We start from the raw sequence: 13,225 nt of genomic DNA, 5'->3' as shown, positions 1-13,225 counted from the left end.
ACTTACGAGACGGCCTTAGGGTTGTAGTGGCCCGCGCACGCACGGAACAGGACTTCGAGAAGCTTCAGATTGCCCCGCATGCCGCCGATCTTGGTCGGAACCTCCCCCTTGGGATAACGGCGCACCGTCGCGAGTTCCTGGCACCGATAGCCCAGTTTCGGTACGCGGTAAGAGAGGTAGGCGAGGAGCTCGTAGCCCGAAAAGACATCGCGAAACGGGGCCACGAGGGGATCGAGGAGCATACGGCTGCTGTAGGCCCGGAAGCCTTGCGTCGTGTCTGTCCAGTGAAAGCCTGAGCTCAGGCTGAGCGCAGGCGCGTGAATGAAGCGGATCGCCAGGTCTCGCGATTTCGGCGTGTTCTCGGCGAGGCCACCGGCGAGGAAGCGCGACGCCTGCACGAAGTCGACACCGTTCTTCAACGCTTCCACGAAACGCGGAATTGCCTCGGGATCATCCTTGTCGTTGCCATCGATCGTCACGATGCCGTCATAGCCCTGATCGAGCGCGAATGCGTATGCGCAGCGCAGCTGGGCACTCAGCCTGCCGGCGCCGGTCTTGACGATAAGTCCCGCCACGTCCCGGCTGCGCAGGAACTCGTGCTGAAGCGAGCCGTCTGTGCTTCCGCCGTCGACGATGACGATGTCCGCGATGTCCGCGATCCGCAGGGCCGACATGCGCGCAAGCAGGGTGCGGATGCGCTCGCCTTCGTTGATCACCGGAATGATCACGCACCAGGGGTGGCGTCGCCCCTCCCACATCGCGATGTCGTACGTCGGCACTTGCCAAGTTGCTCGCGTGTCGGAAGGGATTTCAGATTTCATCGTTCGGGTCATGGTTAACGGTCAGGCCACCTTGGCGGTGATCAGGACGACGCCCGCGATGACAAGCAGGATGCCCGCGCCGGTAGTCCAGTGAAAAGGCTCGCGGAAGATGAGCACCGAAAGCGTTGCTACCGTCGCCACGGCCCCCGATGTCAGGACGGGGTGGGCGACGTTGAGCGGCAGCCGGGCAAGCGCCGCGGCATAGAGCAGAAAGGCTGCGCCATACAGGCCGAGGCCGACCCAGAATGGCCAGTTGGTGAAGGCGGCGAGCGGTTCACTTAGCGAGGGAAATCTGCGGGGGGGAATCATCGCCATCTTGACCAGTACGCTGGCCGATGCGTTGCTGGCGATGCCTAGAATCAGAATCAGCCATTTCATGCGAGTGGGACTCCTGGTGCTTGCCGATACCAGCGTTGGGCTGTCGCCAGCGCGCGTTGGATGGCTGGAAGGTGCGGCTCGTTCGCCTTGGCTACCATTTCAATGGAGACGACGTGTCCGGGCAGGTGCGTGGCTAGTTGTGCAGCCATGGCAGCGTGGTCGGTCGTGCCATCACCCAGCGGAACCAGCTGGGGCTCGCTGGCGTGGACATGACCGATCAGATCGGCGTTGTGCTCCAGCACGTCGGCGGGGTCTTCCCCATTGATGGCCAGCGATCCGGTGTCGAACTGCATGCGGATAGCCGGATGGGCGACCAGCCGCACCATGTTCACGGTCTCTGCGCTGGTGGTCATAAAATTCGCGCCGTAGCACACCGGGTTGGGCTCGAGGCAGAACGTCACGCCGTGGCCATGCGCAATGTCGCCCAGCTCGCGAAAAAACGGCACGGCAATCTCTGTAACCTCACGATCGTCAAGGGCGCCGCGATCCCGATTCCTTGGCGAGCCGAATACCAGTCGGGTCGCGCCAAGTTTGCCGCCGATCCGTGCTACGGCGGCGAGGCGATGCAGCATCGCCGAGCGCGCTGCCGACGAACCGAACAGATTGAGCCCGGAAGTACCGAACAGCAGCGATTGCATGCCGGTCAGCTCAATCCCGTGTGCCTTCCACTGATCGCGCACCCGCGCGATGTCGGCATCGCTCGCATGTTCGGGATCCGGGAAATATTTGCCAGGGGCTACGTCGATCGCGTCGACGCCGAACTTGTGCAACAGCGCCGCCACAGACTCGTCTTCGGCGACATCCCAGGCGATGTTCGAGATAGCGATTCTCATGCCCCGCTCCCGGCCTTCAAGGTGCGCGGCTCGGACTGGGCGTATGCGCGGACCGCCTGCAGCGTCGCACGTTGGTCATATTGGTATACGCCCGAGGCACCGAACACTGCCGCGTGGCGCGTGCGCAAGTCATAGCGGGTGGCATTGTCACCCACCACCTGCTCGAACGGCTTGCCGAAGCCCTGAGCCGACACGTCCGCGACACTGATTGGTGCGGCGGTCAGGTGAACTAGTTTTAGGCCCGCGTGCAACGCGACTTCGATGTCGTACCAGAGATTGACCATCGGGTAGAACTGGAAGACGCCACGACTGTCGATCGCGTGCAGGTTGTTGTCGTTCAGGAAGTCGAAGATAACGTTCTTGCGCAGGCTCGGACCGATCAGGCCAGGCAGGCGGACGATCAGATGGTTCGCGAAATGGCTGGCGACGAATTCCTCGAGCATTAGGCGGTGCAGGCCATAGGCATGCAATCCGCTCTTGTCCACCGGCGAGCTTTCATCGACGCCGACCGGCGTCTTGAACACATCGACAGTGCTGATCAGGACAAACGTCTTGCATGAGACCGTGCGAAGGTGGGCGATGAGCGCTTCGATTTTTTCACGGTCTGCTGCCGGCTCGCGATTTGCGATCCATTTTTGAGCGGGCGCGCCGGCACAGACCACCGTGTCAAAGTCCTTGCCATCGATCTCGCCAATATTGGTCGAGCGGTACAAGGCCTCGAAAGGGGCTTGCCTAAGAAGCGTCGTGCCAACGAAGCCCGAGAAGCCGATCAGTGCGTTGTTCATATGTTGCTTTTGCTCAGTGAGGCGGGCGCCGGAGTGAGTGTTTCGTCATCCAGTCTTTCAAGGACGTCGTAGATGTTGTCGATCTTGCCGCCGAGGATCGAATAACAGCCAGGCAGTTCCGCGTGCTTCTCGAAGAGGATGGGCCTGCCATCGTCCCCCTCGTTCTTGCGCAGGACGGTCTTGATCTCGAACAGCGAATCGATGTGACGCGCTTCGGCGACCAAAGGAACATAGCGCGAAACGTCGCGAATCATGCGGTCCACGCGTGAGGCCTTGTCATATGCCGCGAGTCGGTCGTAGGGACTGACACCACCACAGTCGTCCCAATGCAGATGCGGGGTATAGCGCACGTGCGAAAGTGTGTGCAAGCCGCGCGCAGGGAAGGGCATCATCGAGAAGAATGGGCCGTCCATGACAGTGATGCCGATATCCTTCAGGCCGGCCGGTGCATCCACCAGCGCCATCTCCGTGATTTCCTGCTTCAGCTCCGTCCGGGTGCCCGGAAAGTCTCCGCCAAACTGGTTCAGCCCGCTGTACGTGCAATTGAAGACGTTGGCGCTCTTGACCACGCGTCCATTCCCCGCGCGGTCATGCATTTCAACGGCGCAGAGTCCGGGGTCGCTGCGCGAAATGGCGCTGACCACGGTCTCGCAGCAGACTTCAACGCCGTGCTCCTCTAGTTCACGACGTGCCCATTCCGCGAGCCGTCTAGTGTCGAACGCGTACTCTTCGACAAGGAACACATCTTCGATCAGCCGCGGTGCGAACAGGTTGCGCAGCGTCGGACCGGCAGGCTCGATCCGGGCGCCGATTTCTTGGCAGAAGCGCTGAAACTGGCGTGAGCTGACCTTGGAGTTGCGCCGGGCAATGGCATACAGCTTGGTGAAATCCTGCTTGACCGCCTGCGGCCAGTCACGGACGAAGCGTGGAAGGTTGATCCGGCTCCGGTAGGCCGTTGTGAAGCTGCGCGGATAGTGGTACCCGTTGTGGACGCGCGCCTGGTTGCTATAGGAGGCGCGAGATAGCAATGCCGGCTCGCGCTCGACGAGCAGGATCTGCTTCAGTCCGCGCTGCTGCGCGAGATAGACGGCAATGGCTGCGCCGTAAAACCCTCCGCCGATGATGACCGCATCGTAAATGGTGCGCACACTGGCCATCAGGTGATCTGCTGCGGCTTCGCAGTCCGGTTCTCGGACGGTACAGACGCTACCACCTCGATATTTAGCTTCTCGTTGCGCGTCATGCGCGCGCTCGTGAATTCCTGTCCTACGTGGTAGAGCGGTCCCTCGTTGGAGGCAGTCGCCATATCAAGGATGTACTCGCCAAGCACTAGCAGGACCATCGAAATCAGGAAGAACATGCCCGACTGTTGCAGCGAAAGGCTGATCCATCCTGGCGCGACGTCGGGCTTGAAGAGCCAGATCACGACAACGTATGCCGAATACAGGAGGTTGGCGACCGCGCCGAACAGCGACAAGACCGTCACCAGCCGCATCGGCGCGCGCGTCGTGGAGACCAGCAGTCGCATGCCCCGATCGATGCTGTTGCCCAGGCGCTTGCGAGGCGCTTGCCGGGGCGCGGCGCTGTACGCGAGGTTGGCGCGCGCAAAGCCTCCCGTGGCAGGCAGGTGGCGATAGGTCAGCGCCGGCTGTCGGTGCTGAAGTATGAAGTTGATGACGCGCTTGCTAAGAAGTCGATATTGTGGCGCCTCACGAGCGAGGTCCACCCCGCTGAACCATCTGAACAGGCCGTTAAACACACCGAACGCACCGCGGTACAGCAAGCCTTGCGCCGGTTTCTGCTTGTTCGTCGCGAAGACGACATCCGCGCCGCTTGCTGCCTTGTCGAGCATTTCGGGGAGAAAGGTAATGTCGTCGACAAATGGATCGACAACCGCGACGAAGTCCCCGAGGGCATTTTCCAGGCCCACCCATGCGGCCGTGTCTGTGTCGACCTCCTTGGTCAACGCGTAGATCTGCAGATTGGGAAGACCGCCTTCTCCCGAAAGGCTTTTCAGGGTCTGGACGCTGTCGTCGGTCGATGCGTTGTCGACCACGATCAGCTCATAGTCGCTCACAAGTGGCGCAATCGCCGCAGATGCTTCGGAGAGGATCTTTTCGTACTGCGCAGCTTCGTTGCGCACCACGAAGAGAACGGAAATAAATACGGGGAAATAGGGCAAAGTCCTGTTCTCTTGATCGCAGCGAGTCACGTGTCGACAGCCAAGGCCTGAAGAATCGCGATATTTTAATCGGTGTGCGGGGATATGGCTATCACTTCGGCGCCCCCGGGCCGCCGACTCCGCTACCAGTCTTGGAGGGGCTGCTGCTTGCAACAGCCTGTTAAGTGTATGTCGAACTGTAACCGGGGCCGTTGCCTTCGCCTTTGGCCTGTGGGCACTTAATGGCCATTCAGAGCAGATATTGTCGGCGTTAATGCCATGGAATGGGGAAGACTCCGCCCCCGTTGTAAGCGATAGGAGGCCCTAAGGCAGGGCAGTGGGGCACAGGACGCGGTGCACATAGTATATAGTCCTGCACAATCGCGGCCAACTTCAGGCTGGGCTCGTGCTTCTGCAACATTTCTTCACGTATCGCTCCACCGAGCGCAAGTTGCGATGAGCAGGGTAAGCTACAGGAAGAGCCTGCTTGACGTGCTCCGGGCATGCTCTGCACGAGCCGGACAAACAGGCTGTGCAGGATCTATTCGGGTTTTCTAAATGTTTGATTTTTTTTGGGTTCCACTTTTCTCGCTGTTGGCCACGGTCATCGCGGTAGTCGCATTGCGACCGGTGGCAATTGTAGGCGGGTTGGTCGACCGGCCCGACTCGCGCAAGCGTCACCATGGCGAAATACCCTTAGTGGGCGGAATTGCCATCACGATCGCCGTCTGGGCGGGTGCGATGCTGTTCATGCGTTCTCACGGGTACTATGTCGCCCTCTTGGGGGGCTTGACACTCTTGGCAATTGTGGGGGTCATCGATGATATGAAGGGAATGTCGCCGGTGGCGAAGCTTGGAGCTCAGTTGCTGGCGGCCATTCTGATGACATCATGGGGTGGAATTTATCTTGGTACGCTTGGAGATATTTTTGGTCGCAGAGAAATTGAACTGGGTAATTGGGGAATTCCTCTGACACTCTTTGCAGCCGTCGCCGTAATTAATGCCATGAATATGTGTGACGGTCTGGACGGCTTGGCGGGAGGGCTAGCCGCCATCACATTTGCGTGGTTCGCATATTTGGCAGGGCAGGTCGATAATGGTGCCGCTCAACGCATGTGCGTAATATTCTGCGGTGCCATTCTTGGTTTTCTCTTGTTCAATATGAAGAATCCATTTCGGGGAGGAAAAAAGGTCTTTCTGGGGGATGCCGGTAGTTTAATGCTGGGGTTCAGTATAGTGTGGTTCGCGGTTCTTCTCTCGCAGCGTGGCTATAACGCGGATCGACAAATACCTCCTGTGGTGATGTTATGGGTACTTGGATTTGTCCTGATTGACCTCTTCACTGTGGTAGTGCGACGGGTACTGAAGGGCAAGAACCCGCTGGCGGCGGATAGGACACATCTTCATCACGTGCTGCTCAGGCTAGGGCTAGGGCCTGACGCAATTGTCTGGGTCATCCTGGTCAGTAACGCTATATTTGGGTTTTGCGGCGTATATGGCTGGAAAGCAGGATATTCTGAACAGACGCTATTTATTCTCTTTCTTGGGCTAGTCCTTGTTCACTTGATGATCATGCGCAACGCGTGGCGCTTGATACGAGTAGGCCGTCGTATTGTGGTTAGATTGACGCGCAAATCCTATTGATCCGACATTCAGCCGCCTGTCACGCGGTTCATTGCTGAATGGTGCTAGAGCGAGGCGGATGAGCCATGGGGACCCTGCGCAAGTACGTGTTAGTTGCCGCTCCTTCAAGGAACCCAAGCAAGTAGCGGGGGCGGCACAGGCCGGGCGGAGAATGAGATAACTCTAAAGGTCACTGGAGGCGACGCCAGTGGACCTGTCAGAAATTTTGTGTTTAGGGCATAACATGTCGATAAGGAGCATGTATGCCACGCAAGACGAAAACCAGCCAAGCCGCAGACCGTGAGCTGCCGGCCATTCCCGAGGACCTGATCGCCCATTTCGTGAAGGGCCCCATGACCGCCGAGGCGGTTCAGGACGCCTCGATGGCGTTCAAGAAGGCCCTGATCGAGCGCGCCTTGGGCGCCGAGCTCGGCCATCACCTGGGCTACCAGCCGGGCGCGGAGCGCCCGGCCGGCACGGCCAACCAGCGCAACGGCAAGAGCGCCAAGACCGTCCTGACCGAGGATGGCCCGCTGAGGGTGGACATCCCGCGCGACCGCGATGGCAGCTTCGATCCGATCCTGATTCCCAAGCACGAACGGCGCTTCACCGGGTTCGACGACAAGATCATCGCCATGTACGCCCGTGGCATGACCGTGCGCGAGATCCAGGCGTTTCTGGCCGAACAGTACGGCACCGAGGTCTCGCCCGAGTTCATCAGCTCGGTGACCGATGCAGTGATGGACGAAGTCACTGCCTGGCAGGCCCGCCCGCTTGAGGTGATGTATCCGGTCGTGTTCTTCGACGCGCTGCGGGTCAAGATGCGTGAGGACGGCGTGGTGCGCAACAAGGCCGTCTACCTGGCCTTGGGCGTGCTGCCGGACGGCACGCGCGACATCCTGGGCCTGTGGATCGAGACCACCGAAGGTGCCAAGTTCTGGATGAAGGTGTTCAACGACCTGAAGACCCGTGGCACCCAGGACATACTGATCGCGGTGACCGATGGTCTTAAGGGCATGGAACAGGCCCTGGCCGCGGTGTTCCCGAACACCACGCTGCAGACCTGCATCGTGCATCTGATCCGGAACAGTTTGGAATACGCCAGTTGGAAGGAGCGCCGGGCCGTGGCTGCGGCGCTCAAGCCCGTGTACACCGCGCCCACCGTGGAGGCTGCGCTGGCCGAGCTGGCGGCCTTCGAGCAAGGGGAATGGGGCAAGCGGTACACCCCGATCGCCGCGTCCTGGCGTCGCGCGTGGGACCAGGTGATCCCGTTCTTTACGTTCCCGCCGGCGATCCGCAAGATCATCTACACGACCAACGCGATCGAGAGCGTCAACGCCCAACTGCGCAAGATCATCAAGACGCGGGGTCACTTCCCCAGCGATGAAGCGGCGACCAAGCTGCTGTGGCTGGCCCTGCGCAACATCACCGGGAAGTGGGGCAGTTCAACGCATGACTGGAAGGCTGCCATGAACCAGTTTGCAATCCTCTACGAGGAGCGCTTCACCCATCCACATCGTTGAGATAATGCTGGCTCACCGGTCGAAATGACGATGAGCCTTTAACTGCCCTGCACACAAAAAAACTGACAGGCCCACGCCAGTGGGCGCGCCACTCGCCAGCCAAGAAGCGGTTCCGGACTGGCTTATGCCGATGCGATAGCAGTAGCAGGGCGCGTGCGAAGTACCAACGCTAACCCAAAGATCAATGCAACGGCATTAGCCATGGCATAACCCAGCACGGCCCCGCGTGCACCCAGACGCGGTACAGCAATCAGGTCGACAACTACCGTTGTTGCAAGCACCAGCGCCCACTTCACTGCTACCCACCGCGGCTTGCGCAGATACACCGGCAATAAACTCAATCCAACATCCGCAAAAATCAGCGTCGACGCCAGCGCTGCCAGCCGCAGCAGCACGACCGTCTCGCTGAACGCCTGCCCGTACAGCAACTGAACCACCCATTCAGCACAAAGTGCCAGGATGATTGCCCCGCAAAGCCCGATTGCGATCATGCCGCCAGTTACGCGCAGCACATTCCGTCGTGCCGCTCCCACCGAGTGCTGACCGAACACATACATCGGCGCAACCCCGGCCGCCAGGATCGTAGCGATAGTCGAAAAATTATCCAGCACTTGCATGGTCGCTGCATACGCCCCTAGCTCTGCAAGTGGCACGTACGGCTTGAGAATCAGCTGGTCCGCACGTCGCGCGCACACCATCAGCATGAAACTTACCCAGAACAGCGTCCCATCGCGTACCAGGTCTCGGGTCAGCGACGCGTCGCGGGTTGGTACGGTACGCGGCGCGCGTGACAGGTAGTACCAGGCTAGCAGCGCAGCGGCAATCAGCGGTTCGATGGCAAATGCTGTCGCATACGCAGGCAGCAGGTTGACGCCGGTAAAGAACAGTGTGCCGACCAGCCCAGCCTTCGCAGCCAGTGCAATGAGGTTGAAGACTACGTTCGGCCGGTTATGCGTACGCGCCTGCATCCACGCGATGACCACGCCGACGGGTTCGCGCAGCATGATGGCCGTGCCGAGGATGGCTGCGGGGATCCACGTGTCTGCCGGCTGTTGTGTGAATGCCAGGTAGGCGCACATCAGGGCATAGCCGGCAAGGCCTGCGGTCAGGCGGATCGCAAAGGCGTGGGCGAGCAGCGCGTGGGTGGCTTCTGGGGCCGGCCGGGCGACGAGCCTTGGTACCACGACTTCGGCGGAGCAGATCAATGGAATGGAGGCCGCGATGAACACCAGCGATTGCGCATACTGGAAATGTGCGAAGCCCTCAGTACCAAGCGCGCGCGCCAGCATGCCGACCACGGCGATGCCGACCGCGACCTGAAGCCCGCGGTCAGCGAGCATCCAAAGCAAGTTGCCGGCAACTTTGCGGCGCATCAGCGGGCTTCCTTCAGTTGAAGGTATTGCGCCAGCCATTGCCGTGCAACGGCGGCCATGTCGAAGCTGTTGATCACCTGCTGTCGGCGTCGGTGCTGTTGAGCTTGGGTGCCGGGCAGTTCTTCGATGGCGGTAGCAAGGCCACTGGCCAGAGCAGCAGCGTCGCCAACCGGCGTGATTGTTGCGACATCGCCTGCCAGTTCGGCCACGCCGGCCGCTGCGGTCGAAACTACCGGCAAACCGCTGGCCAAGGCTTCGCCAACGGCCAGCGGCATGCCCTCGATGCGCGATGACAGGACAAAGACATCGGCTGCGCGCAATAGCTCAGGGATGTCTTTCCTTGCGCCAGCCAGCAGCACGGCTTGATTTAACCCATACTTTGCAATCTGGCTCGCGAGTTCGGCGCGCAGCGGTCCGTCCCCGGCAATCATCAGTCTGGCCCCCGGAAGCCTGCGATACACCTCGCGGAATGCCTCGATCAACATAGCCTGGTCCTTCTCCGGCACCAGTCGGCCGACATTCAGCACCAGCACGTCCCCGGCGTTGAGGCCAAGATCCCGGCGCATGCGCTCACGCGAGGCATCGTCTTGCCGGAAGCGATCGGTATCGATGCCGTTGGGCATCACGATCACGCGGCCGCTTGGCACAGCGCCGCTCGCAATCATGGCCTGCCTGCCCGCTTCGCTGACATGGGTGGTGAGGTCGCACCAACGGTCCGTCGCGCGATAGGCGAGGGCGCGCAGCCTGCCGCCTTCCCGCGCGCTATGTGCGGAACAAATGACTGGTGGCATCGGGCACGTCCGTGCCAGCGTCCGTGCAAACAGGTTGCCGTGGATCATGTGGGCGTGGATCACGTCCGGCTGCCACTGGCGAATAACCTGTCGTGCCTTGCGCAGCGCAGCGAGCATCGACGCCGGCGTCTTGCGCATGCCAAGTTCGGTCACGGGGATGCCCGGCGGCAGGTCCACTTCCGTGCCTGCGGTCAGGTTCAGGATGGCTACGTCGTTTCCCAGGGCTATGAAGCGTCCGGCAAGCGCGGCGATTTGCTGCTCGGCCCCACCTAGCTTGAGCCCAGTGGTGATCACCATGATGCGCAATGGCCGTTGCGCATCAGGACTGCCTGCCTTCGTCATCAGCGGGCCCCGTAGCCTGTCAACAGCGTACGCATTGTCTTCAGCGCGATCAGCATATCCAGTGCCAGCGAGCAGTGCTTGACGTAGTACAGGTCGTAGCTCAGCTTGGTCACCGTTTCTTCATGACTACCGGCGTATCCCTGTTGTACCTGCGCCCAGCCGGATAGCCCGGGACGAACCAGGTGACGGTAGGGGTAGTAAGCAATCGTTTCCGAGAATTGCTCGACCATCGGCACCTGTTCCGGCCGGGGTCCAATGAAACTCATTTGGCCGATCAGGACGTTCCACAGTTGTGGAATCTCGTCGAGCCGGTATTTGCGGATGATGCGGCCCACACGCGTGACACGCGGATCGCGCCGCGCGGCGAACTGTGCCGGGGCGCTTTTATCGACGCCCATGCTGCGGAACTTGAGCATGACAAACGGCTTGCCAAACAGGCCCACGCGTGACTGGCGGAAGATGGCGCCGCCTGGTGTTTCCATCCGGATCGCCAATGCCACGGCCAGGCCGATGGGTAGGACAAATGGTGCCAGGCAAAGCACGGCAAGGATATCAACGGCTCGCTTGAGATAACCATAGAGGTAATGGGCGGCGTAGTCATCGAGGAAGTTCTCATCGATGTGGGATAGCCCAACCCGTCCGGTCAGCATCTCGCCAACGCGCTCCACGGAGTACATCCGCACGTCGCTCATCTTGTACTGGGCGAGCTGCCTGGTGCGCTCCGGGTCTGCCGTGGCGCCTCGGTCGAGCATCAGCCCGTCACAATGCTTGGCGTCTTCCAGGGAGCGGATGAGTTCGAATCGCATGTGCGCAGCTGGTGCTGCACCGGGCATGGCCAGTATGGTGTCCAGTTGCTCTAGCGCATGGGGGTCGGTATAGCCGAACAGCGGAACGTAGTTCTGCACGAAACGGCGGTAGCCCAGCCAGGTCCAACCCAGCGTGATGATGTAGGCGAGCAGCATGGCGCCGCGGGAATATTCGATATGGAATGCAGCGAAGACGAATAGAAGCGCTACGAATGGCAGCGTGGCGGCCAGCCCGACAAGGCTGTTCCCTTCCATCGCCGGCAGGTGCAGTGAGCGATGCAGGAGCATGAAACCGGCCAGATATGGCACGATCGACCACAGCAGCGTGCGCGTAAACACGTGGGTCACGAACCCGGCCCGATGGGCCAGCTCCGCCAGCGCCGCGTTGACTGCAAACAAGGCCAGTCCCAGCGCCGCCCATGCCAGCATCCGGCTGATGCGGCGAATGGTTTCGGAGCCGGCGATGCGCCGGCGGACCGCGTGACGGGGCAGGGTGTCGGTCTTGGTCGAATGCATCATGTCGGCACTCGCGTCGCGCGAGGCGGGATCGGGAGCGTGGCCTGGTAGATGGTCCATGTGGCGTCGGCCATCCGTTTCAGGCCGAAAAGTTGTTCCCAGCGTTGGCGGGCGGCGCGGCCAAGGCAGGCGCGGAGGGCGGGTTCGCCGGCAAGGCGCTCGAAGGCTGCGGCCAGCGCGGATTCGTCGTGGTGGTTGACCAGCAGGCCATGCTTGCCATCTTCCAGTTGTTCCCGGATTCCGGGCAGGTCAGAGGCGATGATCGGCAGCCCGGCTCGCATGGCTTCCAGCACGGAGAGGGGGAAGCCTTCATGGTCGGAGGCCAGCGTGAATGCCTGGGCAGTAGCCAATAGTCCGGCGATATCTGTCACGCTGCCTGGGAATGTCACCCGGCCGGGCGCGATGGCCTGGGCCAACTGCTGCATTGCCTCGCGCTCCGGACCATCCCCCGCCAGAACGAGTTCGCAATCGGTCAGGCTGGATCGAGCAAACGCCCGGATCACCGCATCGGGCCGTTTCGGCGCCGCAAAGCGTGCCACCATGACGATTCGGCGCATCGGATTCTCAGGCGTGGCCTGCTGAATGGAATCGGCGATCCCATTTGGAACGACAGCGATTCGATCAGCCGGCAAAGGCAGTGCCTGTGCCAGCCGCCGCTCCGCTTCCGCCACGCAGATGACGCGCGCCGTCAGCGGCGCCAACATCCATTCCGCCACGCGCGCAGCGAAGCGCTGGCGCGCCGGAGCCTCGGGCTTGAACGCGAAGCCATGGACTGTATAGATGACAGGTATGCCGAGCAGGAATCCGGCGATGCGGCCCAGCGCGCCGGCCTTGGCGCTATGCGCGTGGATCAGGTCGGGCGCGGCCTGTTTGAGCGCCTTGACCAGCTCGCGCAGGGTAGCGATTGCACGCCACGGAGACAGCGCATTGTCTAGCCGCGCCAGCCGGACGGCCTGGGCGCCTGCCTGTTTGGCAATATCGAACAGGGGGCCGTCGCCGCCGGCCAGGAGGACGGTATCGGCTTTGCCCACCATCGACTGCAACAGGTCAGCGACATGCGACTGCGCGCCGCCGATCTCCGAATTGGTGATCAGATAGGCGATGCGAGGGCGTGGCGAAGGCTGGGCAGTTGGTCTCAAGGGTCTGTACGTCTGTAGCCGGGTCGCGGCCGCCATATGTCACAGGGCAATGCAAGCTGAGAGGGAGGTTGCCGGGTGCCCGGGCAGATTGCTGCCAGCTACCATGGCGCCCCAAACGGGGAGCGGCCCAGGGG

12 protein-coding genes are annotated in these 13,225 nt (G+C 61.3%); 2 read left to right on the top strand and 10 right to left on the bottom strand.

The window, feature by feature from the left end:
- Positions 1-2: 2 nt before the first annotated feature.
- From CNE_RS13825 to CNE_RS13800, 6 genes are read right to left on the bottom strand one after another with little or no spacing between them, the layout of a single operon-like run.
- Positions 3-821: a glycosyltransferase family 2 protein gene (locus CNE_RS13825; protein WP_041228069.1), complete on the bottom strand. Its 819-nt coding sequence runs from the start codon at positions 819-821 to the stop codon at positions 3-5.
- Positions 822-842: 21 nt separating this feature from the next.
- Positions 843-1,199, bottom strand: coding sequence for an EamA family transporter (locus CNE_RS13820; protein WP_013957722.1), 357 nt, complete (start codon positions 1,197-1,199; stop codon positions 843-845).
- On the bottom strand, positions 1,196-2,032 hold the full coding sequence (locus CNE_RS13815; RefSeq protein WP_013957721.1) for a sugar phosphate isomerase/epimerase family protein: 837 nt from the start codon (positions 2,030-2,032) through the stop codon (positions 1,196-1,198). Before CNE_RS13815 ends, CNE_RS13820 begins: the two co-directional genes overlap by 4 nt.
- Entirely contained in the window at positions 2,029-2,817 is a 789-nt protein-coding gene (locus CNE_RS13810; RefSeq protein ID WP_013957720.1) for an NAD-dependent epimerase/dehydratase family protein, read from the bottom strand. The genes CNE_RS13815 and CNE_RS13810 overlap by 4 nt, the downstream gene beginning before the upstream one ends.
- Positions 2,814-3,974, bottom strand: a complete 1,161-nt coding sequence (locus CNE_RS13805; RefSeq protein ID WP_013957719.1) for an FAD-dependent oxidoreductase — start codon at positions 3,972-3,974, stop codon at positions 2,814-2,816. Before CNE_RS13805 ends, CNE_RS13810 begins: the two co-directional genes overlap by 4 nt.
- The gene (locus CNE_RS13800; protein WP_041228067.1) at positions 3,974-4,999 is read right to left on the bottom strand and encodes a glycosyltransferase; all 1,026 of its coding nucleotides are present in this window, start codon (positions 4,997-4,999) and stop codon (positions 3,974-3,976) included. The genes CNE_RS13805 and CNE_RS13800 overlap by 1 nt, the downstream gene beginning before the upstream one ends.
- A gap of 537 nt (positions 5,000-5,536) precedes the next feature.
- Between CNE_RS13800 and CNE_RS13795 the strand changes: the two genes are divergently transcribed.
- Together CNE_RS13795 and CNE_RS13790 are read left to right on the top strand one after the other, a co-directional pair.
- Positions 5,537-6,622 (top strand): MraY family glycosyltransferase, encoded by a 1,086-nt coding sequence (locus tag CNE_RS13795; RefSeq protein ID WP_041228065.1) that lies wholly within the window; start codon positions 5,537-5,539, stop codon positions 6,620-6,622.
- Between the two features lie 242 nt (positions 6,623-6,864).
- Positions 6,865-8,124, top strand: coding sequence for an IS256 family transposase (locus CNE_RS13790; RefSeq protein ID WP_013952233.1), 1,260 nt, complete (start codon positions 6,865-6,867; stop codon positions 8,122-8,124).
- Between the two features lie 122 nt (positions 8,125-8,246).
- Here CNE_RS13790 and CNE_RS13785 read toward each other — a convergent pair whose 3' ends face one another.
- Genes CNE_RS13785 through CNE_RS13770 form a run of 4 tightly spaced genes read right to left on the bottom strand, consistent with a single transcriptional unit; the run spans position 8,247 to position 13,127 of the window.
- Positions 8,247-9,497: an oligosaccharide flippase family protein gene (locus CNE_RS13785; RefSeq protein ID WP_013957715.1), complete on the bottom strand. Its 1,251-nt coding sequence runs from the start codon at positions 9,495-9,497 to the stop codon at positions 8,247-8,249.
- Complete coding sequence (locus tag CNE_RS13780) at positions 9,497-10,630, bottom strand: glycosyltransferase (RefSeq protein ID WP_013957714.1); 1,134 nt, start codon at positions 10,628-10,630, stop codon at positions 9,497-9,499. Before CNE_RS13780 ends, CNE_RS13785 begins: the two co-directional genes overlap by 1 nt.
- Positions 10,630-11,955, bottom strand: coding sequence for an exopolysaccharide biosynthesis polyprenyl glycosylphosphotransferase (locus CNE_RS13775; protein ID WP_013957713.1), 1,326 nt, complete (start codon positions 11,953-11,955; stop codon positions 10,630-10,632). The genes CNE_RS13780 and CNE_RS13775 overlap by 1 nt, the downstream gene beginning before the upstream one ends.
- Entirely contained in the window at positions 11,952-13,127 is a 1,176-nt protein-coding gene (locus CNE_RS13770; RefSeq protein ID WP_013957712.1) for a glycosyltransferase family 4 protein, read from the bottom strand. The genes CNE_RS13775 and CNE_RS13770 overlap by 4 nt, the downstream gene beginning before the upstream one ends.
- Positions 13,128-13,225: the final 98 nt, after the last annotated feature.

The sequence above is a fragment of the Cupriavidus necator N-1 genome (genome assembly GCF_000219215.1).
GTDB lineage: Bacteria > Pseudomonadota > Gammaproteobacteria > Burkholderiales > Burkholderiaceae > Cupriavidus > Cupriavidus necator.
The sequence above is the reverse complement of the archived record's forward strand: the minus strand, read 5'-3'. Positions and strand labels throughout refer to the sequence as shown.